Annotated in this window: 26 protein-coding genes; 8 read left to right on the top strand and 18 right to left on the bottom strand. The window is 41.7% G+C overall.

The genetic code is table 11. From position 1 onward, the window contains the following. Positions 1-16: 16 nt before the first annotated feature. Positions 17-1,012: an acyl-ACP desaturase gene (locus tag AC13CC_RS07290; RefSeq protein ID WP_482876016.1), complete on the top strand. Its 996-nt coding sequence runs from the start codon at positions 17-19 to the stop codon at positions 1,010-1,012. A gap of 27 nt (positions 1,013-1,039) precedes the next feature. Here the strand turns inward: AC13CC_RS07290 and AC13CC_RS07285 are convergent, their stop codons facing one another. The 6 genes from AC13CC_RS07285 to AC13CC_RS07260 all read right to left on the bottom strand — a co-directional run bounded on the left by AC13CC_RS07285 (position 1,040) and on the right by AC13CC_RS07260 (position 5,840). After that, the gene (locus AC13CC_RS07285; RefSeq protein WP_326279548.1) at positions 1,040-1,597 is read right to left on the bottom strand and encodes a hypothetical protein; all 558 of its coding nucleotides are present in this window, start codon (positions 1,595-1,597) and stop codon (positions 1,040-1,042) included. 363 nt (positions 1,598-1,960) lie between these two features. After that, positions 1,961-3,514 (bottom strand): L-piperidine-6-carboxylate dehydrogenase, encoded by a 1,554-nt coding sequence (gene amaB / locus AC13CC_RS07280; RefSeq protein WP_482876014.1) that lies wholly within the window; start codon positions 3,512-3,514, stop codon positions 1,961-1,963. A gap of 70 nt (positions 3,515-3,584) precedes the next feature. Next, positions 3,585-3,956 carry a DUF1304 domain-containing protein gene (locus AC13CC_RS07275; protein WP_482876013.1) on the bottom strand — a complete coding sequence of 124 codons (372 nt, stop codon included), beginning with the start codon at positions 3,954-3,956 and terminating at the stop codon, positions 3,585-3,587. After that, positions 3,956-4,498 (bottom strand): 3-hydroxyanthranilate 3,4-dioxygenase, encoded by a 543-nt coding sequence (locus tag AC13CC_RS07270; protein WP_326279542.1) that lies wholly within the window; start codon positions 4,496-4,498, stop codon positions 3,956-3,958. Before AC13CC_RS07270 ends, AC13CC_RS07275 begins: the two co-directional genes overlap by 1 nt. A gap of 107 nt (positions 4,499-4,605) precedes the next feature. Continuing rightward, positions 4,606-5,121 carry a CAP domain-containing protein gene (locus AC13CC_RS07265; RefSeq protein WP_482876012.1) on the bottom strand — a complete coding sequence of 172 codons (516 nt, stop codon included), beginning with the start codon at positions 5,119-5,121 and terminating at the stop codon, positions 4,606-4,608. Positions 5,122-5,309: 188 nt separating this feature from the next. Further along, a complete protein-coding gene (locus AC13CC_RS07260) occupies positions 5,310-5,840 on the bottom strand; it encodes a CvpA family protein (RefSeq protein WP_482876010.1) in 531 nt (176 codons plus the stop codon). Between the two features lie 59 nt (positions 5,841-5,899). On the opposite strand from AC13CC_RS07260, the gene AC13CC_RS07255 reads away from it, so the two are divergent. From AC13CC_RS07255 to AC13CC_RS07245, 3 genes are read left to right on the top strand one after another with little or no spacing between them, the layout of a single operon-like run. Further along, positions 5,900-6,256 (top strand): hypothetical protein, encoded by a 357-nt coding sequence (locus AC13CC_RS07255; protein WP_293165934.1) that lies wholly within the window; start codon positions 5,900-5,902, stop codon positions 6,254-6,256. Further along, positions 6,257-6,565: an antibiotic biosynthesis monooxygenase family protein gene (locus AC13CC_RS07250; RefSeq protein ID WP_482876008.1), complete on the top strand. Its 309-nt coding sequence runs from the start codon at positions 6,257-6,259 to the stop codon at positions 6,563-6,565. It abuts the gene before it with no gap. A gap of 4 nt (positions 6,566-6,569) precedes the next feature. Beyond that, complete coding sequence (locus AC13CC_RS07245) at positions 6,570-8,237, top strand: glycerol-3-phosphate dehydrogenase/oxidase (protein ID WP_482876006.1); 1,668 nt, start codon at positions 6,570-6,572, stop codon at positions 8,235-8,237. On the opposite strand, the gene AC13CC_RS07240 is transcribed toward AC13CC_RS07245, so the two are convergent. Further along, on the bottom strand, positions 8,234-9,235 hold the full coding sequence (locus AC13CC_RS07240; RefSeq protein ID WP_326279532.1) for an NAD(P)H-dependent glycerol-3-phosphate dehydrogenase: 1,002 nt from the start codon (positions 9,233-9,235) through the stop codon (positions 8,234-8,236). The genes AC13CC_RS07245 and AC13CC_RS07240 overlap by 4 nt on opposite strands. Positions 9,236-9,359: 124 nt before the next feature. On the opposite strand from AC13CC_RS07240, the gene AC13CC_RS07235 reads away from it, so the two are divergent. Beyond that, positions 9,360-10,280, top strand: coding sequence for a nicotinic acid mononucleotide adenyltransferase (locus AC13CC_RS07235; protein ID WP_482876004.1), 921 nt, complete (start codon positions 9,360-9,362; stop codon positions 10,278-10,280). Positions 10,281-10,390: 110 nt separating this feature from the next. Here AC13CC_RS07235 and AC13CC_RS07230 read toward each other — a convergent pair whose 3' ends face one another. From AC13CC_RS07230 to AC13CC_RS07195, 8 genes are all read right to left on the bottom strand, one after another. Next, positions 10,391-10,996, bottom strand: coding sequence for a DinB family protein (locus tag AC13CC_RS07230; RefSeq protein WP_482876003.1), 606 nt, complete (start codon positions 10,994-10,996; stop codon positions 10,391-10,393). A 2-nt stretch (positions 10,997-10,998) separates the two neighbouring features. Continuing rightward, complete coding sequence (locus tag AC13CC_RS07225; RefSeq protein ID WP_482876002.1) at positions 10,999-11,823, bottom strand: META domain-containing protein; 825 nt, start codon at positions 11,821-11,823, stop codon at positions 10,999-11,001. After that, positions 11,820-12,239 (bottom strand): META domain-containing protein, encoded by a 420-nt coding sequence (locus AC13CC_RS07220; protein ID WP_482876000.1) that lies wholly within the window; start codon positions 12,237-12,239, stop codon positions 11,820-11,822. The genes AC13CC_RS07225 and AC13CC_RS07220 overlap by 4 nt, the downstream gene beginning before the upstream one ends. A 181-nt stretch (positions 12,240-12,420) precedes the next feature. Then, a complete protein-coding gene (locus AC13CC_RS07215; RefSeq protein ID WP_326279522.1) occupies positions 12,421-12,972 on the bottom strand; it encodes a dihydrofolate reductase family protein in 552 nt (183 codons plus the stop codon). A 37-nt stretch (positions 12,973-13,009) separates the two neighbouring features. Further along, positions 13,010-13,717, bottom strand: a complete 708-nt coding sequence (locus tag AC13CC_RS07210) for a membrane or secreted protein (protein WP_482875999.1) — start codon at positions 13,715-13,717, stop codon at positions 13,010-13,012. A gap of 83 nt (positions 13,718-13,800) precedes the next feature. Beyond that, a complete protein-coding gene (locus AC13CC_RS07205; protein WP_482875997.1) occupies positions 13,801-14,280 on the bottom strand; it encodes a c-type cytochrome in 480 nt (159 codons plus the stop codon). A 117-nt stretch (positions 14,281-14,397) separates the two neighbouring features. Then, positions 14,398-15,357, bottom strand: coding sequence for a YheT family hydrolase (locus tag AC13CC_RS07200; RefSeq protein ID WP_326279517.1), 960 nt, complete (start codon positions 15,355-15,357; stop codon positions 14,398-14,400). A 22-nt stretch (positions 15,358-15,379) separates the two neighbouring features. After that, positions 15,380-16,357, bottom strand: a complete 978-nt coding sequence (locus AC13CC_RS07195; RefSeq protein ID WP_326279516.1) for an NAD(P)H-dependent flavin oxidoreductase — start codon at positions 16,355-16,357, stop codon at positions 15,380-15,382. Positions 16,358-16,475: 118 nt separating this feature from the next. Here AC13CC_RS07195 and AC13CC_RS07190 point away from each other — a divergent pair, with 118 nt between their 5' ends. Continuing rightward, a complete protein-coding gene (locus tag AC13CC_RS07190) occupies positions 16,476-16,964 on the top strand; it encodes an acyl-CoA thioesterase (protein ID WP_482875994.1) in 489 nt (162 codons plus the stop codon). An 11-nt stretch (positions 16,965-16,975) separates the two neighbouring features. Here the strand turns inward: AC13CC_RS07190 and AC13CC_RS07185 are convergent, their stop codons facing one another. After that, entirely contained in the window at positions 16,976-17,872 is an 897-nt protein-coding gene (locus tag AC13CC_RS07185) for a DMT family transporter (protein ID WP_326279512.1), read from the bottom strand. Next, positions 17,869-18,222 (bottom strand): arsenate reductase family protein, encoded by a 354-nt coding sequence (locus AC13CC_RS07180; protein ID WP_482875992.1) that lies wholly within the window; start codon positions 18,220-18,222, stop codon positions 17,869-17,871. Before AC13CC_RS07180 ends, AC13CC_RS07185 begins: the two co-directional genes overlap by 4 nt. 174 nt (positions 18,223-18,396) lie before the next feature. Between AC13CC_RS07180 and AC13CC_RS07175 the strand changes: the two genes are divergently transcribed. Then, complete coding sequence (locus AC13CC_RS07175) at positions 18,397-18,864, top strand: DinB family protein (RefSeq protein ID WP_482875990.1); 468 nt, start codon at positions 18,397-18,399, stop codon at positions 18,862-18,864. On the opposite strand, the gene AC13CC_RS07170 is transcribed toward AC13CC_RS07175, so the two are convergent. Next, complete coding sequence (locus AC13CC_RS07170) at positions 18,861-19,601, bottom strand: DUF3298 and DUF4163 domain-containing protein (protein ID WP_482875988.1); 741 nt, start codon at positions 19,599-19,601, stop codon at positions 18,861-18,863. The genes AC13CC_RS07175 and AC13CC_RS07170 overlap by 4 nt on opposite strands. A gap of 74 nt (positions 19,602-19,675) precedes the next feature. On the opposite strand from AC13CC_RS07170, the gene AC13CC_RS07165 reads away from it, so the two are divergent. Next, positions 19,676-20,830 (top strand): cystathionine gamma-synthase, encoded by a 1,155-nt coding sequence (locus AC13CC_RS07165; protein ID WP_326279504.1) that lies wholly within the window; start codon positions 19,676-19,678, stop codon positions 20,828-20,830. Positions 20,831-20,890 lie beyond the last annotated feature (60 nt).

Genomic DNA, 20,890 nt, shown 5'->3' with positions numbered 1-20,890 from the left:
TAAAAAACCCCGTACTATGTCGATAAAAAATGTAAGATTGGAAGTAATGCAGGCGATTGAACCCAAAGTTGAAGGGTTTATTGATGAATTTCTTATTCCAACAGAAAAAATATGGCAGCCCACCGATTTTTTGCCAGACTCCCGAAGCGATAAGTTTTTTGATGAAGTAGAAAAGATCCGCGGAGAGGCGAAGGAATTGGGATACGATTTTTGGGTAACCCTTGTGGCCGATACCATTACGGAAGAAGCACTCCCCACGTATGAATCCTGGTTGATGGATGTGGAAGGCATTGATCAGCACAATGGCAAGGACAATGGATGGAGCAAATGGGTGCGTGCATGGACAGCTGAGGAAAATCGCCATGGAGATGTTTTGAACAAATATTTATACCTCTCTGGCCGTGTAAACATGCGTGAAATTGAGATAACTACCCAACATTTGATTTCTGATGGGTTTGATATTGGAACGGACAGGGATCCCTATAAGAATTTTGTATATACCACTTTCCAAGAGTTGGCCACCAATATTTCGCACAAAAGAGTGGGAAAAATGGCCAGAAAGAAAGGCAATGTACTGCTCGCAAAAATGTGCACCATAATTGCAGGTGATGAAATGAGGCACCATTTGGCATATCGCGAATTTGTAAAGACAATTATGGGGCAGGATCCCGATGGAATGGTCTTGGCCTTTGCAGATATGATGAAGAAAAAAATTGTGATGCCGGCCCATTTTCTTAGGGAATCGGGCGGAAGTATAGGAGAGGCATTCGAACAGTTTTCCAATTGTGCCCAACGGTTGGGGGTGTATACCTCACAAGACTATATTGATATTTTGAAAAAATTGAACGATTACTGGGATATAGGAAACCTTCGCGGACTTTCTGATCAGGCAGAAAAGGCCAGGGATTATCTGATGAAACTCCCCGAAAGGCTACAACGCATATCCGAACGTATGAAATTTTCCCAAGAGCAGCATACTTTTAAATGGGTAGAAGCCAACGGAATGTTGTAGGAATCAAGTTAAGTCTGGCCTATGGCATTAATATTTGCCGGCACGGTGTTTTTCCTGCCACTCGAACAACTGTTCCCAATGGCCCTCGTAAGCCATTTTTGCCTGCATGGGCCATGAGGCGGGGTCGTGTATACGATAGCGCTTACCGCCGGAATCCAACACCTCTTGGCATTTGTCCGCGGAGGTTTCGGCCAAATCTTTCCATGTTTTGATGTCAAAATTGTGAAAAAGGGTTTCAATTTTTGGGCCGATGCCCTCAACAAGCTTTAAATCATTTTCTTTGATTTTTTCCCCAAAAGCTGTCTTTGCCCTATTTGCATCAAAGAAGAAAGCGTCTTTTTTTGGAGGATTTTTATCCCGTTCAAGGCTTAGTTGCTTTGTTTTGGATGTATCCAGTCTTTTTTTGCAAGTTTCCAGATCGGATTTTAACTTGGCGTTTTCAATTTCAAGGATATTGAGTTGAACTGAATTTTCGGCTGCTGAGGGTGTGCTGGATTTTCCAAAAAAATAACCAAGAATCCCAGAAATGATTCCCGTTATGGCCAAAACAATCCAATACCAAATTGTAGAACTTATCCAATCCATATTTCACACAAAATAAACAGTAGAAACTGCTCATTTAAAATATTAAAAAAATCTTAAAATTCTAAATTAAACCACCTAAAATTGAGGGATTTCTGAAAACAGGGGGCTTTTGTAGGAAAAATCTAAGGCCAAAAACAAAACTAAAATTACCGATTATACATTTTTTATGACCACTTATAAGATAACTTTTAATTTCTTGATAAAATATTTAGAAATTTGAAAATCAATATTAAGTGAAGAACCCTGTTTCTCCCGACGAAGATCCGGCATTGAAATAGGGTTTTAAAGTTAAGTTTGAGTTAGTTAAGTTGGTTTTAAAGACTGCCCATTTAGGTTAGATACTAAATGGGCGGCTTTTTATTTTTATAGGTCAAACTTAATGCCTTGTGCCAGCGGCAATTCGGTGGTATAATTAATGGTGTTGGTCTGTCTTCTCATATAGATCTTCCAAGCATCCGAACCACTTTCCCTGCCACCACCGGTTTCTTTTTCGCCACCAAAGGCTCCACCGATCTCAGCTCCGGAAGTACCGATATTAACATTGGCAATGCCACAATCCGATCCTTCTACGGAAAGGAAACGTTCCGCTTCCCGAAGATTGTTGGTCATAATTGCAGAGGATAGTCCTTGCCTTACACCATTTTGTATGTCCAAGGCATTTTGAAGGTCACCTTTATATTTCAAAATATATAAAACGGGACCAAAGGTTTCGTGCTGTACAATGTCGAAGTGGTTTTCGGCTTCGGCAATAGCAGGTTTCACGTAGCAACCGCTTTCGTAGCCTTCACCTTCGAGCACGCCACCTTCTACCAAAATGTTTCCGCCCTCTGCCTTAACTTTTTCAAGGGCATTCAAATAATTTTTCACAGCATCCTTGTCTATTAGCGGTCCAACGTGGTTGTTTTCATCCAAGGGATTTCCGATGCGGATTTGCTTGTAGGCATCTACAATGGCATTTTTTACCTTATTGTACACATCTTCATGGACAATCAATCTACGTGTAGAGGTGCAACGTTGTCCGCATGTACCCACTGCACCGAATACAGCACCTATTACGGTGTTTTTTATGTTGGCGTCTGGGGTTACAATAATGGCGTTGTTGCCACCTAATTCCAACAGGGATTTTCCCAATCTTGCAGCAACGGCTTGGGCAACTATTTTACCCATTCTAATGGATCCAGTAGCCGAAATTAAGGGAACACGATCATCCTTGGTCATAAATTCACCTACCGTATAATCGCCGGTAATCAAACAGGAAATACCTTCTGGCACTCCGTTTTCGGTAAACACACGTGCTGCAATGTTTTGGCAAGCTACGGAGGTCATCGGAGTTTTTTCTGAGCCTTTCCAAATACAGGCATCACCACAAACCCAAGCTAAAGCCGTATTCCAAGACCAAACGGCCACTGGGAAATTGAAGGCAGAAATAATCCCCACAACACCAAGTGGATGGTATTGCTCGTACATGCGGTGTCCGGGACGTTCGCTGTGCATGGTAAGTCCGTGCAATTGACGGGACAGGCCCACGGCAAAATCACAGATGTCTATCATTTCCTGCACTTCGCCCAATCCTTCTTGGTAGCTCTTCCCCATTTCGTAGGACACCAATTTGCCCAAAGGTTCTTTTAGACGGCGAAGCTCATCGTTAAATTTGCGAACCACTTCACCGCGTTGAGGGGCTGGCATGGTTCTCCAAGTTTTAAACCCCTTTTGGGCTGTAGTGATTACTTTTTCGTAATCCTCTTTGGCAGTGGTTTTCACTTTTCCAATAAGCGCACCATCTACTGGTGAATAGGATTCGATGATTTCTCCATTGGAAAACCAATCTTTTCCTGTGGAAGTACCATTATTTATTTCGTTTAAGCCAAGTTCCCTTAAGGCTTCTTCAATTCCAAAATCAGTTGCTGTTTTTGACATTTATAACTTTTAATAGATGTATTGTTATATTATTACAATATTACAAATAATATAGAAGCCAATGAACGGTTTAGAGGAATTGATGGATCAAAAGAAGAAGAATTCCCACCATGGCCGGAAATGCTTGTACCGTAAATATTTTTTTTGATGCAGTTGCAGCTCCATAAATACCGGCAACTGCCACACATCCCAAAAAGAACATAGCTACGTAAACTTGCCATACCGCATCTTGAATGATCAAAGACCAAATAAGCCCAGCTGCCAAAAAGCCATTGTAAAGCCCTTGGTTGGCAGCCAATGTTTTTGTGGGTTCAAACAGTTCTTCGGGAAAAGTACGGAATACCTTTTTTGCTTTTGTCGTCCAAGCAAACATTTCCAACCACAGAAAATAGATGTGGAGCAAAGCCACAATTCCAATAATTATCTTTGCGGGAAGGAGCATCAATCTTCTTTGGCTACAAAACGTTCATCAACGGGCATAACGGTTCCGCAATTATTACAGGTACGCAATTCTTCCGAACCGTAAAAATGTTTAAAATGTCCTAAGAAATCCTTTTCAATATCATTCAGTTTAAAATAGACCTCGTACAATTTGTGATTACAGTTGTCACAAAACCATAGTAAGCCATCTTCAGTATCAAGATCTGCACGTTTACGTTCCACGACCAAGCCAATGGAATTTTCTTGGCGGGCAGGTGAATGGGGTACTTTGGCGGGGTGAAGGTACATATCGCCCGGTCCCAGTTTCATGGTTTTTTTCTGGCCATCTTCCTGAATGTGCACTTCTATATTGCCCTCAAGCTGATAAAAAAGTTCTTCGGTTTCGTTGTAGTGATAATCTTTTCTGGCGTTTGGTCCTGCAACAATCATCACAATATAATCGCCAGACGATTTATAAAGGTTTTTATTCCCGACCGGGGGTTTTAGGGTTTCTCGGTTTTCTTCAATCCATTTGTTAAGGTTGAAAGGTTCCTGTATTGCCATGTCCAAAGATTTTACGAAAGGTAAAAAAAACCTTGCTGGCAACATAGCGATTAGCAAAAAAGACCCGCAACTTGACGGGTCTTTTTAAAAGTTATGTTCTTGTTTTGTTACTCTACCTTGATGAATATCTGCGTAAAATAGGGTCTGCCATCTTTATCCAATTGAACACTTAAGGTTGTATGGCTAAAATCTCCTTCCATAGCTTTTCTGTGCGAGTCGCTTTCTACCCATGCCTTTAATGTTCTTTCGGCAGTGGTATAAAATCTCGCTACATTTTCAGATACTTTTAACGCATTGGTTTCATCAGCAATCTTAGAGGCCCGTGTCTCAAAATTATCATGACTTAGGCTGTTTTTGGAAATCATATAATTGTTGTGTTCCTCCGCATATTTGTAAGCTGGGGCACTATCTGCCAAAGAACTCAATCCTATCGATGTTCGATGTTCGTTGATTAGGCCCAATAGTTCTTTTTCCATCTTGTTGGGATCAACAGTAACCTTTTGGTTTTCAAGATTGGTTTCAGAGTACATTTGCTCAAACTCTTCTGATGAAGAGTCGCTGCAACTGCCAAGCAGCCATAAAAAGACCAATACTAGCAGCGTTACACTAGAAAATTTTTTCATTTTTCGGGGTATTTTCAGGGAGTGTTCTAAATTCCCAAGTGTTCTCGTTGCTAAACTAAAGGAGACACTTCCCTTTTCCATGAAATTTCCATGTTAGGATAGATTATTACGTTGAAATACAGGAAGCTGTATTCAATAGTGTATTTTTTGATGAAACCAGAATCCTGTTATCGGTAAAAGTGTACCGTTTATATAACCTCTTCCTTTACCTCGATTTGGTTTGAAGGATTGTTTTCTTCATCATCAAAAACATAGGAAAAAACCAAGGCACCTATTTCTTTGATGGGGTCGTAGAAAACGGACTCTTCTTTGGTTTCCTCATTAATTAATCCGAGGGGGGAGGAAAGCTTTTCGAAGAAAACAAGAAATGCCCCAAGGATTACAGCAACTTTAAGGGCACCAAAAATACCACCGGCAATCTTGTTCAAAAGGCCCAGCATGGCAAAATCGGCAATCTTGGTCAGGAACTTCCCGGCCAAGTTTACTACAATGATGATGGCAAAAAAAGTAATCAGAAATGCAGTAATTTTAAGGTATTGGTCGCTCCAATCAAACCGATTGGCAAGGTAGTTGCCCGTTATGTGCGAAAAATGGATGGCGCCGTAAATTCCCGCAATCAGGGCAATCAAGGAGGCCAATTCTACAAAAAGACCATTTTTTAAGCCTTTGTATAGGCCCCAGACCAAAAGAATTCCGATGATAATATCCAAAAAGCTCATACACGGGTTTTAACAAATATAGAATATTGATTTGTACCTTTGGTATTCATTGCAAAAACATGTCTAGAGACGAACAATTAAGAGAACGGTGGGAATTTTTGGTGGAAAAATTGTCCGCGCAATTTTCTGATGGCGACCCCTTGGAGTTGGATGGAATTGTCTATTTGGTGGGCGTACAGGAACTGGGCAATTTTCATCGCAAATTTAAAAAGGACGAAAAAGTCAACCTAATGCATATAGCCATTTGTAGATTATTGGAACCCTATGGCTATTACGATTTTGATTTTTTCGATGATGACGGATGGCCGCATTATAAAATCAAAGAGCAATTGCCACCGCTCAAGGCCGGGGAACAGGCTGTTTTAATGAAAGAAGCCGTAGTCAATTATTTCTTGGAAAAAGAATACATCACATAAATGGAGCTTAAAAAACCGTACTATGCCGTAATCTTCACCAGTCTTAGAACTGAGGGGGACCAAGGTTACGCGAAAATGGCGGAAGAAATGGAAACCCTGGCTCGAAAACAACCGGGGTTTTTGGATATTGAAAGTGCCAGGGACGGATTGGGCATTACGGTGAGCTATTGGGCAAGTTTGGAGGCCATTGCCGACTGGAAAGCCAATATGGACCATAAGCAGGCGCAGAAGAATGGGATAAAAACATGGTATTCTTGGTATAAAGTCAGGATTTGCAGGGTGGAACGCGAATACAAATTCAACAAATAGACTCATGAGCGAGAACATTGCTTTTTCAAACGTAGATAGAAAGAACAACCTGCAAAAGATTACCAAGGATACTTACGACCTTGTGGTAATTGGAGGGGGAATCACGGGAGCTGGCATTGCTTTGGACGCATCTTCTCGCGGCATGAAAGTGCTTTTGCTCGAAAAAGGGGATTTTGCCTCGGGCACCAGCAGTAAATCCACAAAACTTATTCACGGTGGGCTACGTTATTTAAAGCAGTTCGATTTTTGGTTGGTGAAAGAAGTAGGTTCCGAAAGGGCCATCGTACATAAATTGGCACCACATTTGGTACTTCCCGAAAAGATGTTGCTCCCACTTATCGAGGGCGGTTCCTACGGAAAATGGTTGACGTCCATCGGCTTGAAGGTGTACGATATTTTGGCCCAGGTTTCCGGTGATGATAAACGGCAAATGCTGGAGAAAAAGGAAGCCATGAAGTTAGAGCCCCTTTTGCCCAAGAAGATTTTGAACGGAGCAGGATATTATGCCGAGTACCGTACCGATGACGCTAGGCTTACCTTGGAAAACCTAAAAACCAGCCTTCAATTTGGCGCACAGCTATTCAATTATGCCAAGGTAACCGATTTTATTTACGAGGATGGGCAAGTAGCAGGCGTAAAATTCACCGATGAAGCCCATGGGGATGAATATAGTGTATCATCAAAATATGTAATCAATGCCGCTGGGCCTTGGGTGGATGAACTCCGTAGCGTGAACCGGTCAAAAAAGGGGAAGCGATTGCATTTGACCAAAGGGGTTCACTTGGTGTTTCCAAAGGAAAAACTCCCCGTGAAGCAATCCGTTTATTTTGATATCCCTGATGGACGGATGATGTTCGCCATTCCACGCGGTAAGGTCACCTACATTGGTACCACCGACACCAACTATAATTTGGACAAGGACCATGTGACCACTGATATTGCCGATGCCATATACTTGGTTTCCGCGGTGAACAATATGTTCCCCGATATTGCATTGGAGTTGGACGATATCATTTCCTCATGGGCAGGATTACGCCCTCTGATTCACGAAGAAGGAAAATCGGCGTCCGAGCTATCACGAAAAGATGAAATTTTTACTTCCGATACCGGTTTGGTGAGTATTGCCGGGGGTAAACTCACCGGATACCGAAAAATGGCCGAGCGTGCGGTAAACCGTATCGCCAAAAAAATGGGGGAAGAATATGATATAGAACTGGAGCATTGTACTACGGATAAGATTCCACTTTGTGGAAACGACTTTAAAAAGTATAAGCACGTAAAAAAGTACATCAGCAAGGTATTTGAAGGCTTACAAGCTGATAAATTTGATCAGTATGATGCTTGGTATTTGGTGACCACTTATGGTAAACAAACCGAATCCATTTTAGAACGCTATGCCCGCATTAAAGGAGATAAACCCAAGGAAAGGATGATCAGGGCCGAGGCCCAGTTTGCCATAGCTTGTGAAATGGCCTTGAGTCCATTGGACTTTTTTATAAGAAGAACGGGCAGGCTTTATTTTGATATAGAAAGTGTAAGGAAATACAAAGAACCTGTTTTTGAAGAGTTCCAGAAAGCGTACAATTACTCAGCAGCAGAAATGGAAGTCTTTTCCAAGGAACTGGAGGCACAACTGAAAGAGCATTCCGATTTTTCGTTGGAGCGGGATTAATCCAACTTCTCCGTCAATTTCTCAAAAACTTTTTTTGGGTTCTTGTTTTTATAAAGCACTTGGTACACAGCGTTGATGATGGGCGTTTTGGACTTCTTTAGCAGTTTGTCCATTAGGTCATGGGCACTTTTAGTGGCGTAATAACCTTCGGCCACCATATTCATTTCCATCATGGCACTCTTTACGGTATAGCCCTTGCCTATCATGTTCCCAAACATGCGGTTTCTACTAAAAACAGAGTAACCCGTCACCAATAAGTCACCCAAATAAGCAGAGGCATTGATATTACGCTTCATTTTGTACACGCGGTCAATAAACCGTTTCATCTCTCTAATAGCGTTGCTCATCAAAACACTTTGGAAATTATCCCCGTAGCCGAGTCCGTGCGCAATACCAGCAGCAATGGCATAAATGTTCTTCAGCATGGCAGCATATTCCGTACCGATGATGTCATCGGATATTTTGGTACGGATATAATCACTTTTCAAGTGTTTGGCCACCATTTTGGCCTTGTCGGCATCAGCACAGGCAATGGTAAGATAAGATAGCCGCTCCAAGGCGACCTCCTCGGCATGGCATGGCCCCGTGATTACCCCGATATTCTCAAAGGGAATATCATGTTTTTCATTAAAATGTTCTCCCACGATCCGTCCACTTTCCGGAACAATGCCCTTAATGGCCGAAAAAATGATTTTATCTTTTAAGGAAACCGTCAAATTTTGAAGCTCCCCGTCCAAAAAAGCAGATGGGATAGCAAAAATGAGCACATCAGATGCTTCAATAATCTCGTTAATATCATGGCTCATAACAAGTTGGTCCACATCAAACTCAACCGAACTCAGATAATTGGGATTGTGCCACTCTTTTTTAATATGCCGTATTGCAGAATCGCTTCGCATATACCAGTTTACCTGCTCCAAATTTTCGGTCAACATTTTTACGATAGCAGTTCCCCAGCTTCCACCTCCAAATACTCCAAACGTAAGTTTATCTTTCATGCATCTAAATTATGGTGTAAAGCTAAAGAATAAAATAATCAGCTTGTTTTTACTTGATTATCAAATAGTTAAAAAACTTGGCACAGTGCTTGGTTTACGTAAAGGGAATTTTAAAACCTCGATTATGAAAAATAGAAAACTACTCTTCGGAATTTTATTCTTAGGTCTTTTGGCCAGTTCTTGCTACACCGAGGTTATTGTGGAAGATGACTTGATTACAGAACCACCGATCAATACCGCATTGGTTTTGGAATCGCACGACCTTTGGTATGTGGATATCAACAAAACCCGTGGAAATGGCGAAGTACCCTTTTTGCAGCGCGCTTTTACCATTTCTTTCGATAGAGGTATCGTTTATGCCAACAACAACCTTTCAGGAATAGGAAAAACGGGCAACGGATTGGGTATTGATGTGGGTACTTACGCCACATACAGCGGTCAAGTGGAAATAGACCACGATGTGGACGGTCTTTGGTTGATGGAGGTACTCGCCTTGGACAACAACACATTGGAGTTTTACGACCCAAGTTCGGATACGTCCTACATTTTGGAAGGTTACCAAAGAAACAACTTTGATTACGATATGGTGTTCTATGACAACATCCATTACTTTTTACAGGAATACCAAGTTTGGGAAAAAACATATACCAGCGAGGTCGGTGCCTTAAACGAGTTTGATGAGGAAAACTACCTACAATTTTTTGCTGATGGAGGAAGGATTTTCAGATCATCCCTAGATGCACAAGGAATTCCACTTACCAATATACAATGGGATTACGAAGGTCATTATGAAGTGTATGATGTGGCAAATGATGCCACTTTGAAAACTTTAACACTCGATTATGACTTCTTGGGCAATGATTATTTTGAGTTGTACGTTATTAACGATAGCACCATAGAGTTGTACCATGTATCCAGCGGAACGGTTTATGAATTCACAGGAAGAGGATACATTCAATATTTGAAATCGAGTGATGTAACGGGCAAAAAACGTTCAAAAACCAAAAATCCGACAATGAACGTTACCCGTCAACGAAATATGTAAGGAAAAACAATATTGTTCGACTTTACAAACAAGTTTTTTGGTTGGTTATTTAGTTAAGAACCGCCCCCAGTATTTAAACTTGGGGCGGTTCTTTTTTATGCGTGGCTTTGTTATTCCCTGGTTTTCCCCAAAAACACATTTACGTTTGGGTTCTGCGGGTTGCCACTTGCCCGTCGCATCAAAACTATTTGCCCAGTGTGTTGAATGCAATCTGCAATCATTCCATTGATCATGTTCCAATACGGAAATTCCGATATCCTCTCCCCTTGCTTAAAAATTACTTTAAAATGCTCCATCTCTTCAGGGCTTTTGCCCAACACCTTGTTGCTTGCGGCATTTAAGTTTTGCAGGGTGAGAGCGCGAAGCTCTTTGTAGGAGTATTTTGGAGGATTCTTGGGGCGCTCATACGGTTTTGCGTCAGGTGCCAATAAAATATTGTTGGACATTGTATGGATATGTTCCAAGGTTTCCATAACGGTACGCCCATCTTCCGAAGGTTTATAGTCAAGATTTTTTTGTGTTAAGCCTTCCGTGGCCCAATAATACCGGTATCCCAACCCGTCGATCATTCGGGATATCACATTGCCCGAAGTATAATCTGGGGGGTAGGCAGGGATTTCTTTGTAAGGTAGCTCCATTACTTGTGCTTGAAGGTTTGAATAGGCCATCAAGATAAAGAGAATGGTCGCAAATTGATAGGGGAAATCATTTTTCATGATCAGTCTATTTTTTTAAAAACAAGAAGGTTTTCTTTGGAACCATTGGATAGGTACAATCTGTTGTTTTCCACTTTGTGTTTGGTACTGCGCTGTAATGCCTTTAAAAATTCGGTTTCCATTTCCATATTGGAGCAGGCCATTCGGGTAGAGGCTACCTGGGTAAAGCGTAACACATCTTTTTCATAAAAAACACTGCCGTTCATCCTATTACAGCCAGAAAAGCCTGAAAATTTATTGTTGTTGATATTGATTTCCATATTGGGAACATCGTTCCCGTTAAAATCCTCTTTGGATACGGGTGCTCCTTGCATTTCTTCCAACACCCAAATATCGTGAAGCCTATAGTCCGTAATGTACGACCCACAGCCCTCCAGAACATGCGTTTCGTCTCCGTCTGTATTTTTATAAGAAACGGTTACGGTATAGGGAAAAACCTCTCCCGACATGGCATTGGCACATTCCTTGTTCGAAATAATAATGTCCAATTGGTTTGCCTCAGTTTTAATACGGAACATTTTAATATTGACATCTTGTGCCTTAATCGCTTTTGACGGGGGCGTTACAATAGTGTCCTCAATGGTCTGAAGCTCAATTTTGTCATCATAAATTTTGAGTCCCCAAAAAGGTTCGGTTCCAGTGGCCTTAAAAAAGCTTCCATCAATTTTTATGGTAATGGGTTCCATTTGCCTGATTTGTTCCTTCACTTGAACCGTGTCCTTTGTTCCCATTTCTAATGATTCAGGTTCGGAAGTTTCTTGTTTTTTATTTTCGATACAGTTGGAAAACAAAAACAAAGCGCAGATCGGGATGAGTATTTTTCTCATGGGTTAACTTCTTTGAAGCGCATCATGGGAATTTCGTCCACCAATAGATTGAGTTTGTTGCCCTCGAAGGAATAACCATCTATTTTTTTCATCATTTCCAAGAATTGGCGTTCGCTACCTCCACAGAACATCATGGTGGTTGGCCCTGGTTCACCGAAAGAGATGGAGCTGCCCTCCAGCATATAATCTGCAGAGTACCCGTTGCAACTATCCGTGCCGGATACTTTACCGGATTTTTTGTTAAAGGTTATTTGTGGTTTTTTTTCCGGGAAAAGACCATCAAAAGCAATCCGTGGCCCAGAAATATATTCGAGCTCCCAAGTGGGACCGTACAATGCTTCTTCATTGGATTTTGGCCCACCGCAGGATTCAGCCAGTAGAACAGCCATAAAAAAGAGGGTGACGGATAGTTTCATTTTACAGAAATGAGTGGTTAATGTGTCGGTAAAATACTAAAAATATTGCTTGTAAACATCTATTCTGTTGGGTAAAACGGCTCGGAGCATTGTTCCATTTGCAGTATTGGCCGAGCGGTCACAGGAATTTTCGGAGTAAACGGGCAGAAACAATTACGTATAACCGTCTTTGTTTTCTTTGTCATTCGTTTTTTGGTTGATAATATAGAATTATAGCCCCACTCTTAAAGGTTTTATTCTTGACAAGCTTAAAAATAGTCCTGTCGTTTAAGTTTTCAAACAACGGCAAGCCCTTTCCTTCAACCATTGGATGAATGCAAAGTTGGAGCTCATCGATCAATTCGAGTTTTATCAGTTGTATGATTAAACTGCGACTACCTACAAAAATATCTTTACCCGGTTGATGCTTGAGTTCTATAACTTCATTTTTTAAGTCTCGTTTTGCTATTGTTGCACTTTCCCATGCTACATTTTTAATCGTGCGGGAAAAAACTATTTTAGGAATGTTGTCTATAGCCATAGCAAAGTCGTTCATTGATTTTTCTTCGGAGGGATTTTCTAAAAACGTTCGCCAAAACTCCATAAGTTGATACGTAGTTCTGCCATATAAAATTGCGTCTCCCTGACCTAATAATTCCGTATAATGTTGGTGTATTTCCTCATCGGGTATTCCAGCAGTATGGTCGCAAATCCCGTCAATTGTCATATTTAATGCCGCAACAATCTTTCTCATGGTATTATTTTCTCAAAATGATTGTCAAACGTATAACTTATAGCCTTCTATGGCTCCAAACCTCATAAATGGGTTGCCCTTTACTGCTTAGTCCAGAATGGTGCCAATCGCCGTCCTTCAGTTCGTAGTTGAACTCTAAGCTTGCACCTACCCTGGAATCATCCCTGGAAAAAAAACCGATATTTTCGGTGTATTTGCCATCAATAGTGGTATAGGTACCACCACCTGTTCCCATAAATTGTTTGGTTTCCGTATTAAAGGCAATCCATTGAAAACGGGTGCCGGACAATATCTTCATAGTTTTTCGTGGCCCCGAGGTATCGCGCTTTATAATTTCACCGTCACGTTTTCTGCCCGATATCAGCCATGCCCCGAATAAATCGCCCGGGGTTCCGTCGTCAATTCGGGTCCATGTCGACCCGCCCATTTCTAGGATGTTGTTTTTTAAGGTGTATGAAACGGATCTGGTTTCCCCGACCAAGTTGGGGCTCTGGTTGGCAAATTCGTAGGTAAGGTCAAGGGTGTCGTCATTCAATGTGTAACTGCCCCCTTTGGTGCCTATAAATTTTCCGTGGGTTTTTCCAAAAATGGCCTCCGAAAAAAAAGTACCCGCAAAAATAAGTGTATGTTCCGTCTGGTCTCCCGTATTGTCAGATTCTGTTGTGGTCCATGCACCATGCAAGTCCTGTGCATGTGCAAGAGGGGCGATTAATAAAGAAACAGCAAGCAATATTGATTTTTTCATGGCCTAAAAGTTTTTATTAAGATAAAAAAAAGCTGCTGTTTTATCGCAAAACAGCAGCTTTTCTATATAATTAGGTCGGTTCGTTAGAGCGTTCTTAAGTACTCGGCAATATCTCTCGCCTCGTCCTCAGTTAGGTTTTGATTAAGCATTATCGCATTGTTGTATTCTTTCAACAAAGCTTTTGCAATGGGGTCTTCTTTCAGCATCCCATCAGGGTTTAGAATCATGTTCATTACCCATTCAGGGCCTCTTCTGTCGTAAACTCCTTTTAGGGCAGGCCCGATCATGCGTTTATCGATCATATGGCAAGCCACACAAATGGCATCGAATTTAGCTTTTCCGCGCGCAGCCATTTCATCATTGATTTCGTCGGGGAATTCCAAATTGGTTATGGGTCCAATTCCTTTGTTGTCCAAATCAACGGGAACACCTTCTTTTTCTTCAGCTTTTTTTTCTTCAGTTTTGGTACGGCTCACCTCAAAACCATCTTTTTTTTCTTCTTTTTTTCCGCCGCAGCTCACTATCAAGGCACCCAAGGCCAAGAACATTACAATTTTTTTCATTCTGATTCTATTGAATTTTGTTTGTGTAAACGTAGGCACTAAGATAGGTAATTAGCCAATAATATTATGGGCATTTCTGTGTTGATCATCACAATATAAGATCAGAAAACGTTGTAGTTAGAGAGAATTAAAGAAATCCAAAGCTTTTTTTTCGGTGTAAGTGATGTTTTTTTTGCCCCAAAAACCAACATGTCCACCATAAGTTGGGGTTTCCAAATAAAGTGAATCGTTGTTTTTGGTTTCTTCGATCGGATAGCATTCCGGTCCCAAGAAAGAGTCGTTTTTTGCATTGATGATCAAACTCGGGACGTTTATATTCGGCAAAAATTGAAGGGAACTGCATTTGTGGTAATAATCCAAGGCATCTTTAAAATGATGCGCCTTACTGGTGTAGATGTCATCAAAATCTTTTAAAGTCTTAATTTTTTTGATGTCGGCTTCGCTTATGTTTTCGGGAAACATTTGTTGTTTTTGCCTGAGCTTGCCCAATAAATTTCCTTTGAAGCGGATGGCGTAGAGAATATTTTTTCGACTGAGCAATTGCTGGCAAGAGTCGTGAAGATTACAGGGTACGGAAACTGCAACCGCACCTTTCAGTTCCTTTGGAACATTGTTTTCTTCCCCCAAATATTTTAGCAATAGGTTTCCTCCCAAACTAAACCCCTTCAAGTAAATTTCGGAGTAATCACTTGTATTTAGGATATGGTCGAGCACCTCGATTAAATCTTCAGTCGCCCCAGAATGATAGGAACGGTACATTTTGTTGGGCTCGCCACTGCAACCGCGGTAATTTACGGCGCAGGTGTCGTACCCATTTTGGTTGAGTATTTTGGCGCTTCCGGTAATATAGGGTCGTTGCGCATCTCCTTCCAACCCATGGAGAAGGACCACCAATTTTTGGGTCGGTATTTGAGAATCACTCCAGTCCAAATCCAAAAAGTCCCCATCGGAAAGGGTGAGCCTTTCCCTTTTTTGGACCACGCCGTTTACCGAACGGATAATGCCTGAGTAAATGGTGGCAAAATGACCATTTTTAAACAGAAAAGGCGGAGTGTAATCGGAAGTGACTTGGGGCATCGGTACAATTTTGGTTTAAAAATTACTCCTTTGGGAAGGTTTTTAAAAGGTTTGCTTGTTCTTCAACCGCCGTTTTAAATTCGTCTTTCAAGTTTGCAACGAGTTTTGATACGGGCAATACATTGTCTATGGTCGTTACCCCTTGTCCGGCAGACCAAATCGTTTTCCATGCTTTGGCTTCGGTATCCAGTTCTTTGCCAAAATCAATCTTCGTATCTTTTTTTAAGTATTCTTCGGTTATTCCGGCTGCTTTTAAACTTTCTGCCAGGAAATTGGCGTGTACCCCCGAAATGGCCGCGGTATAGACTACATCACCGGCACCTGCATCAATGATCATTTTTTGATATTCATCTGTGGCCTTACTTTCTTCTGTATTGATAAATCGAGTGCCCATATAGGCAAGGTCGGCTCCCATTTGAAGCGCAGCGGCAACATCACGTCCGGTACTGATGCATCCAGATAGAATGATGGTCTTATCAAAGAATTTTTTCACCTCGGCAATTAGGCTCATCGGGTTTATGGTGCCACCATGCCCGCCTGCTCCGGCAGACACCAAAACAAGTCCGTCCACGCCTGCTTCGGCAGCTTTTTCTGCGTGACGTTTTTTAATGATATCATGAAAAACCAAGCCACCATAACTGTGAATGGCATCCACCACTTGGCTCACAGCACCTAAGGAAGTGATTACCAATGGCACTTTGTGCTTTATACAGAGTTTAACATCTGCCTCCAATCTCGGGTTTGTAGGGTGTACCACAAGATTGACACCAAAAGGAGCCGCTTTTTTACCTGTTTCCTCTTCAAATGTTTTTAGTTCGGATTTTATTTGGATGAGCCATTCCTCAAAACCTTCACTAGTACGTTGGTTAAGGGCAGGAAATGTACCAACAATACCGTTTTTGCAACATTCCACCACCAATTTAGATCCCGAAATCAAGAACATGGGTGCGGCAATTACAGGAAGGGATAGGTTTTTGATGAATTCAGCTTTTTGGCTCATGGTTTTTCGTGTTAAACTATGTTTAAAAATAGGAACAATTCTTCTTCCGTATTGGAATCAGTTACCAAAACTATGGTATTTTTACAATTATTATGCATGCATAACAAAATAACCCGCTATGTTTTTTAAAGAATTTGAGATCAGATGGAGCGATACGGATGCTAATCGGCACTTGGCGAATTCCGCTTATATCAATTTTATGAGCCATACCCGAATGGCTTATTTGCAACAGCTTGGTTTTAACCAAAAGAGTATGGCCGCCCACAATATTGGTCCCGTGGTCTTTTACGAGCACGTATACTATTTTAAAGAAGCATTTCCTGGCATGCCCGTAAAAGTTTCGTTGGAGTTTGTAGGAATGAGCGAGGACGGAATGTTTTTTGAGTTCCGGCACAATTTTTACGACCATAAGGGCAAAAACTTTGCACGTTGCGAGATGATGGGCGCTTGGATAGATTTGAAAGAAAGGAAACTAACAGGATTGCCCGATAAGTTTCTCAAGGCTTTTCAGTCCATGGAAAAAACAGCAGATTTTAAAACCCTTACTAAGGAAGATACCCGAAAGCATGTTCAGGTTCCGAAGGATTTGGAGGATATTCAATCATAGATTGAACTAACTTAACGTACTATGGGCTTCGGTTTTTTACTCGCCAAATACACCCCGACCAAAACAAAGGCCATTGCGGTAATTTTAACCAAGGTAAGGTGGTCTTTGCCCGAAAAAAGGGCGAAAAGTATGCCTACAAGGGGCTGCATATAAACAAAAGCACTTACGGATGAAGCCTTGAGCTGTGTCAATGCAAAAATATTGAACAAATAAGTCAAGAATGTGGTTCCGATCACCACAAAGGCAACAGAACCATAGGCCCAGAGAGGCATGGTGGACCATTGTATCTCTAAAACCTCTGGCAGGGTAATGGGCAGATTGATAAGAACGCCGATGGTAAAGAGCCATTTCATTATGGTGAAGGGGTGGTACTTTTCAATCAATTTTTTTACGACTACCAAATAGGCGCCGTAAGCAGTTGCATTGATAATGAACAAAAAGTTCCCCAGAGGGATGTTAGGCGCATCTTGGCGGGCTTCTGCTCCAAATAGAATGAGTCCTACCGCCCCTACAAAACCCAAAAAGATCCCTAATCCCTTGTTCAGGGTGATTCTTTCACTCAAAAATAAAGCTGAAATAGCGACCACTATAATAGGTGTAATTGTTACCAAAACAGCGCTGTTGATCGGCGTGGAAAGTTGTAGGCCCTTAAAAAACGAAAGCATGTTGATTGACATGCCCAAAATGGAACAGGCCAACATACGGCCCCAATCCCGTTTCTCAATTTTTTCCTTGGGACCAAAAAAAGAAATGAGCCAGAAGAGCATGGCAGCTCCCCCAACCCTTAAAAAAATGAACCCAAAGGGTTTAACGTGCGTGGGCATGACCCCTTTGGCCAAGGTGTGGTTGATACCGTAAATTACAGTGGCACCGATGGCAGCCAAAATGGCCAGCGTTCTTTTGCTCATGAATGCAGGGCTTCCTTGGCGGCTTGAACCGTTTTTTTGGAGTTTCCAATAAAAATTTGCCTGTCGGCCATAACCACGGGTCTTTTTAAAAAGGTATAATGTTCTAAGATCAAATCCCTGTAATCCTTTTCCGAAAGGTCTTTTTCATGTAAACCTCTTTGGCGGAAAAGCATGGCCCTTCTGCTAAAGAGCGATTCATAGCTTTCGCTGAGTTTCACCATTTGTTCCAATTGTTCCGGGGTTATGGCCTCGGACTTTATTTCTTGGAGCTCCACGCCGCCCAACGGTTCCAATTCCTTAAGGATACGCTTGCAGGTTGAGCAACTGCCCAAATGGTATATTTTTTTCATGACAATGGTTTTGGATCGACAAAGGAAATCAAAAAACTATCAAAACACATTACGAACATGTAAATTCAACAGCTTTTAAAGGCAGTGTTTGTTTTTTTGATGATGGATTAATCACGCTTGAAGGATACTTTTTCAGATTTTAGGGCTAGTTTTACATCAACCAATTGCTATCCCATGGAAAAGTTATTCGACATTCTTCTCAAGAACAGAAAGATACTTCACGACCATTTGGAGCATACCCCAAGGGAGGATTTGTTCAGAATTCCTGAAGGTTTCAACAACAATATTTGGTGGAACATAGCCCATGTAGTGGTTACGCCCCAATTATTGTTCTACGGATTGAACGGGATGGGATTTACCATCGAGAAAGAGCTGATAGATAAATACCGAAAAGGAACATTTCCCGAAGGAGAGCCGACAAAGGAGGAGATGGAGAAAATATCGGCCTATCTGTTCAGTACGGTAAAGCTTATCCAGTTGGACTATGAACACGGCAAATTCAAAACTTTTAAGGAATATATGACAACCCCCAAAATTGGTTTAAGCAATGTGAAAGATGCTTTGGCTTTCAATGTGTTTCACGAGGGGCTTCACCTTGGGGCCATCTTGGCTTTGAAAAAGGCGTTGGAACGGAATCGTTAGTGCTTCACTTTTCTTTTTAAATAGGTATTGATTTCACCGTAAGGCAATGTTAAAACAATGGGTCCATCGGCGTATGAGGCTACCTCGTATTGGTTGTAGATCAATTTTAACCCATCTTTTGTATACCCAATACTGTTGGATAAGTGAAAGGAATCTCCATCGAACATAAAGCCCGTAGCATTAATATTTTTATGCTTTGGGATGTTTTCTTGAAGGCGAAACTTAGTCTCCGCAAAATCTTCAAAACCTTCCAAATCATCAAAAAGTTCCGAGTTTTCGAGTTCTGTACCCTTTCTTTTATCAAAATTTAGATAGGAAGTGGACGCGTAGCCATGGGCACCGCCCGTAAAGGAGTAGGAATTGAGCATCAAAGTAAGAATGTTTTCATCCTCATAAACCACTGTGCCATCTATCTCGGCCTCCCATTGCACCTCATCGGGGAATTTGGCCTTAAGTTCCTTGTAGCTCGCGGTAAACGATTGCAGGGCTTTGTCCACACTGTCTATGGTTTCATCGTCATTAAAGGACAAAATACTGATAATCTCTTCTTGTAGCGCAATATTTATAGTTTCGGCAACCGGGGAGTCGTCCAGCGCATTGGGAATGTTGATCTCTATTTTTGGACAACCATTGCAGTTTTCGCCCAACAACTGTGTTGGCTCAAAAGTAAGTTTGCTCTCGGTTTGGCAACTCATCAAAAGGCACAAAAAAAAGATTGTTGCAAGATGTTTTTTCATGGGTCGAGGTTTTGGGTCATCAAAAATAATACTTCGGAAAGATAACGATACATTTGTAGTAAGATAGTTTTAGCATGAGCAAAAAAGAGTTAAAGTTCAACAGCAGAGCCATTCACGGTGGGCAGCACCCCGACAAAGCCTATGGTGCCGTAATGCCTCCCATTTACCAAACCTCTACCTATGCGCAATCCACTCCTGGAGGGCATAAAGGTTACGAATATTCCAGAGGGGCAAACCCTACCAGAACTGCTTTGGAAAATGCGGTGGCCAGCTTGGAAAACGGCAACTTTGGGATGGCTTTTGGCAGTGGCATGGCCGCTATAGATGCCGTGATGAAACTGTTGGGCCCTGGTGATGAGGTGATTTGCACAAGTGACCTATACGGAGGAAGCTACCGGCTTTTTAAAGGTGTTTTTGAAAAATTTGGGGTCAGGTTCAGGTTTTCGGATATGACGGATATGGAGGAACTAGCTTCGCAAATCAATAAAAATACCAAACTGGTGTGGGTGGAAACGCCTACCAATCCCATGATGAACATTATTGATATTAAAGCCGTTTCAAAAATCGTGAAATCGCATAAGTTGCTGTTAGCGGTGGACAACACCTTTGCCACACCCTACCTACAGCAACCCTTGGAGCTCGGGGCAGATATTGTAATGCATTCCGCTACCAAATATTTGGCAGGGCATAGCGATGTAGTGGTCGGGGCTTTGGCGGTAAAGGATGAAAAATTGGCCGAGCAACTCTATTTTATCCAGAAATCCAGTGGAGGTATTTGTGGTCCCATGGACAGTTTTTTGACCCTTCGAGGCATTAAAACTCTTCACGTGCGCATGCAACGGCATTGCGAGAATGGGGAATTGATTGCCAAATATTTGGAGAATCATTCCAAAATTGATAAAGTGTATTGGCCTGGTTTTGAGAATCATCCCAACCACAATGTGGCCAAAAATCAAATGAGGGGCTTTGGCGGTATGATTTCCTTTGTGCCCAAAGGCGGTAACTACGAGAGTGCCATAAAAATTGTGGAGAACCTTCAACTATTCACGCTGGCCGAATCGTTAGGAGGTGCCGAAAGTTTAGTGGGACATCCAGCGAGTATGTCGCACGGTAGTATTCCAAAGGCAGAGCGAGAAAAAAATGGTGTAGTCGATGCCCTGATCAGGCTTAGCGTAGGTATTGAGGATATAACTGATTTGATTACAGATTTAGATCAGGCGTTGAAATAACATTTTTTGAAAAATTTATAAAATAGATACATTCAAATTATTGAAATAATATAATTTTGC

The organism is Flagellimonas sp. L-11 (assembly GCF_056857735.1).
Note: the sequence above shows the minus strand (reverse complement) of the source record. Positions and strands in the feature narration are given on the sequence as shown.

Excerpts from the sequence above, each read along its gene's own strand:
- AC13CC_RS07290 (WP_482876016.1), top strand. The coding sequence starts at position 17 with ATGTCGATAAAAAATGTAAGATTGGAAGTAATGCAGGCGATTGAACCC.
- AC13CC_RS07285 (WP_326279548.1), bottom strand. The coding sequence starts at position 1,597 with ATGGATTGGATAAGTTCTACAATTTGGTATTGGATTGTTTTGGCCATA.
- amaB (WP_482876014.1), bottom strand. The coding sequence starts at position 3,514 with ATGTCAAAAACAGCAACTGATTTTGGAATTGAAGAAGCCTTAAGGGAA.
- AC13CC_RS07275 (WP_482876013.1), bottom strand. The coding sequence starts at position 3,956 with ATGCTCCTTCCCGCAAAGATAATTATTGGAATTGTGGCTTTGCTCCAC.
- AC13CC_RS07270 (WP_326279542.1), bottom strand. The coding sequence starts at position 4,498 with ATGGCAATACAGGAACCTTTCAACCTTAACAAATGGATTGAAGAAAAC.
- AC13CC_RS07265 (WP_482876012.1), bottom strand. The coding sequence starts at position 5,121 with ATGAAAAAATTTTCTAGTGTAACGCTGCTAGTATTGGTCTTTTTATGG.
- AC13CC_RS07260 (WP_482876010.1), bottom strand. The coding sequence starts at position 5,840 with ATGAGCTTTTTGGATATTATCATCGGAATTCTTTTGGTCTGGGGCCTA.
- AC13CC_RS07255 (WP_293165934.1), top strand. The coding sequence starts at position 5,900 with ATGTCTAGAGACGAACAATTAAGAGAACGGTGGGAATTTTTGGTGGAA.
- AC13CC_RS07250 (WP_482876008.1), top strand. The coding sequence starts at position 6,257 with ATGGAGCTTAAAAAACCGTACTATGCCGTAATCTTCACCAGTCTTAGA.
- AC13CC_RS07245 (WP_482876006.1), top strand. The coding sequence starts at position 6,570 with ATGAGCGAGAACATTGCTTTTTCAAACGTAGATAGAAAGAACAACCTG.
- AC13CC_RS07240 (WP_326279532.1), bottom strand. The coding sequence starts at position 9,235 with ATGAAAGATAAACTTACGTTTGGAGTATTTGGAGGTGGAAGCTGGGGA.
- AC13CC_RS07235 (WP_482876004.1), top strand. The coding sequence starts at position 9,360 with ATGAAAAATAGAAAACTACTCTTCGGAATTTTATTCTTAGGTCTTTTG.
- AC13CC_RS07230 (WP_482876003.1), bottom strand. The coding sequence starts at position 10,996 with ATGAAAAATGATTTCCCCTATCAATTTGCGACCATTCTCTTTATCTTG.
- AC13CC_RS07225 (WP_482876002.1), bottom strand. The coding sequence starts at position 11,823 with ATGAGAAAAATACTCATCCCGATCTGCGCTTTGTTTTTGTTTTCCAAC.
- AC13CC_RS07220 (WP_482876000.1), bottom strand. The coding sequence starts at position 12,239 with ATGAAACTATCCGTCACCCTCTTTTTTATGGCTGTTCTACTGGCTGAA.
- AC13CC_RS07215 (WP_326279522.1), bottom strand. The coding sequence starts at position 12,972 with ATGAGAAAGATTGTTGCGGCATTAAATATGACAATTGACGGGATTTGC.
- AC13CC_RS07210 (WP_482875999.1), bottom strand. The coding sequence starts at position 13,717 with ATGAAAAAATCAATATTGCTTGCTGTTTCTTTATTAATCGCCCCTCTT.
- AC13CC_RS07205 (WP_482875997.1), bottom strand. The coding sequence starts at position 14,280 with ATGAAAAAAATTGTAATGTTCTTGGCCTTGGGTGCCTTGATAGTGAGC.
- AC13CC_RS07200 (WP_326279517.1), bottom strand. The coding sequence starts at position 15,357 with ATGCCCCAAGTCACTTCCGATTACACTCCGCCTTTTCTGTTTAAAAAT.
- AC13CC_RS07195 (WP_326279516.1), bottom strand. The coding sequence starts at position 16,357 with ATGAGCCAAAAAGCTGAATTCATCAAAAACCTATCCCTTCCTGTAATT.
- AC13CC_RS07190 (WP_482875994.1), top strand. The coding sequence starts at position 16,476 with ATGTTTTTTAAAGAATTTGAGATCAGATGGAGCGATACGGATGCTAAT.
- AC13CC_RS07185 (WP_326279512.1), bottom strand. The coding sequence starts at position 17,872 with ATGAGCAAAAGAACGCTGGCCATTTTGGCTGCCATCGGTGCCACTGTA.
- AC13CC_RS07180 (WP_482875992.1), bottom strand. The coding sequence starts at position 18,222 with ATGAAAAAAATATACCATTTGGGCAGTTGCTCAACCTGCAAGCGTATC.
- AC13CC_RS07175 (WP_482875990.1), top strand. The coding sequence starts at position 18,397 with ATGGAAAAGTTATTCGACATTCTTCTCAAGAACAGAAAGATACTTCAC.
- AC13CC_RS07170 (WP_482875988.1), bottom strand. The coding sequence starts at position 19,601 with ATGAAAAAACATCTTGCAACAATCTTTTTTTTGTGCCTTTTGATGAGT.
- AC13CC_RS07165 (WP_326279504.1), top strand. The coding sequence starts at position 19,676 with ATGAGCAAAAAAGAGTTAAAGTTCAACAGCAGAGCCATTCACGGTGGG.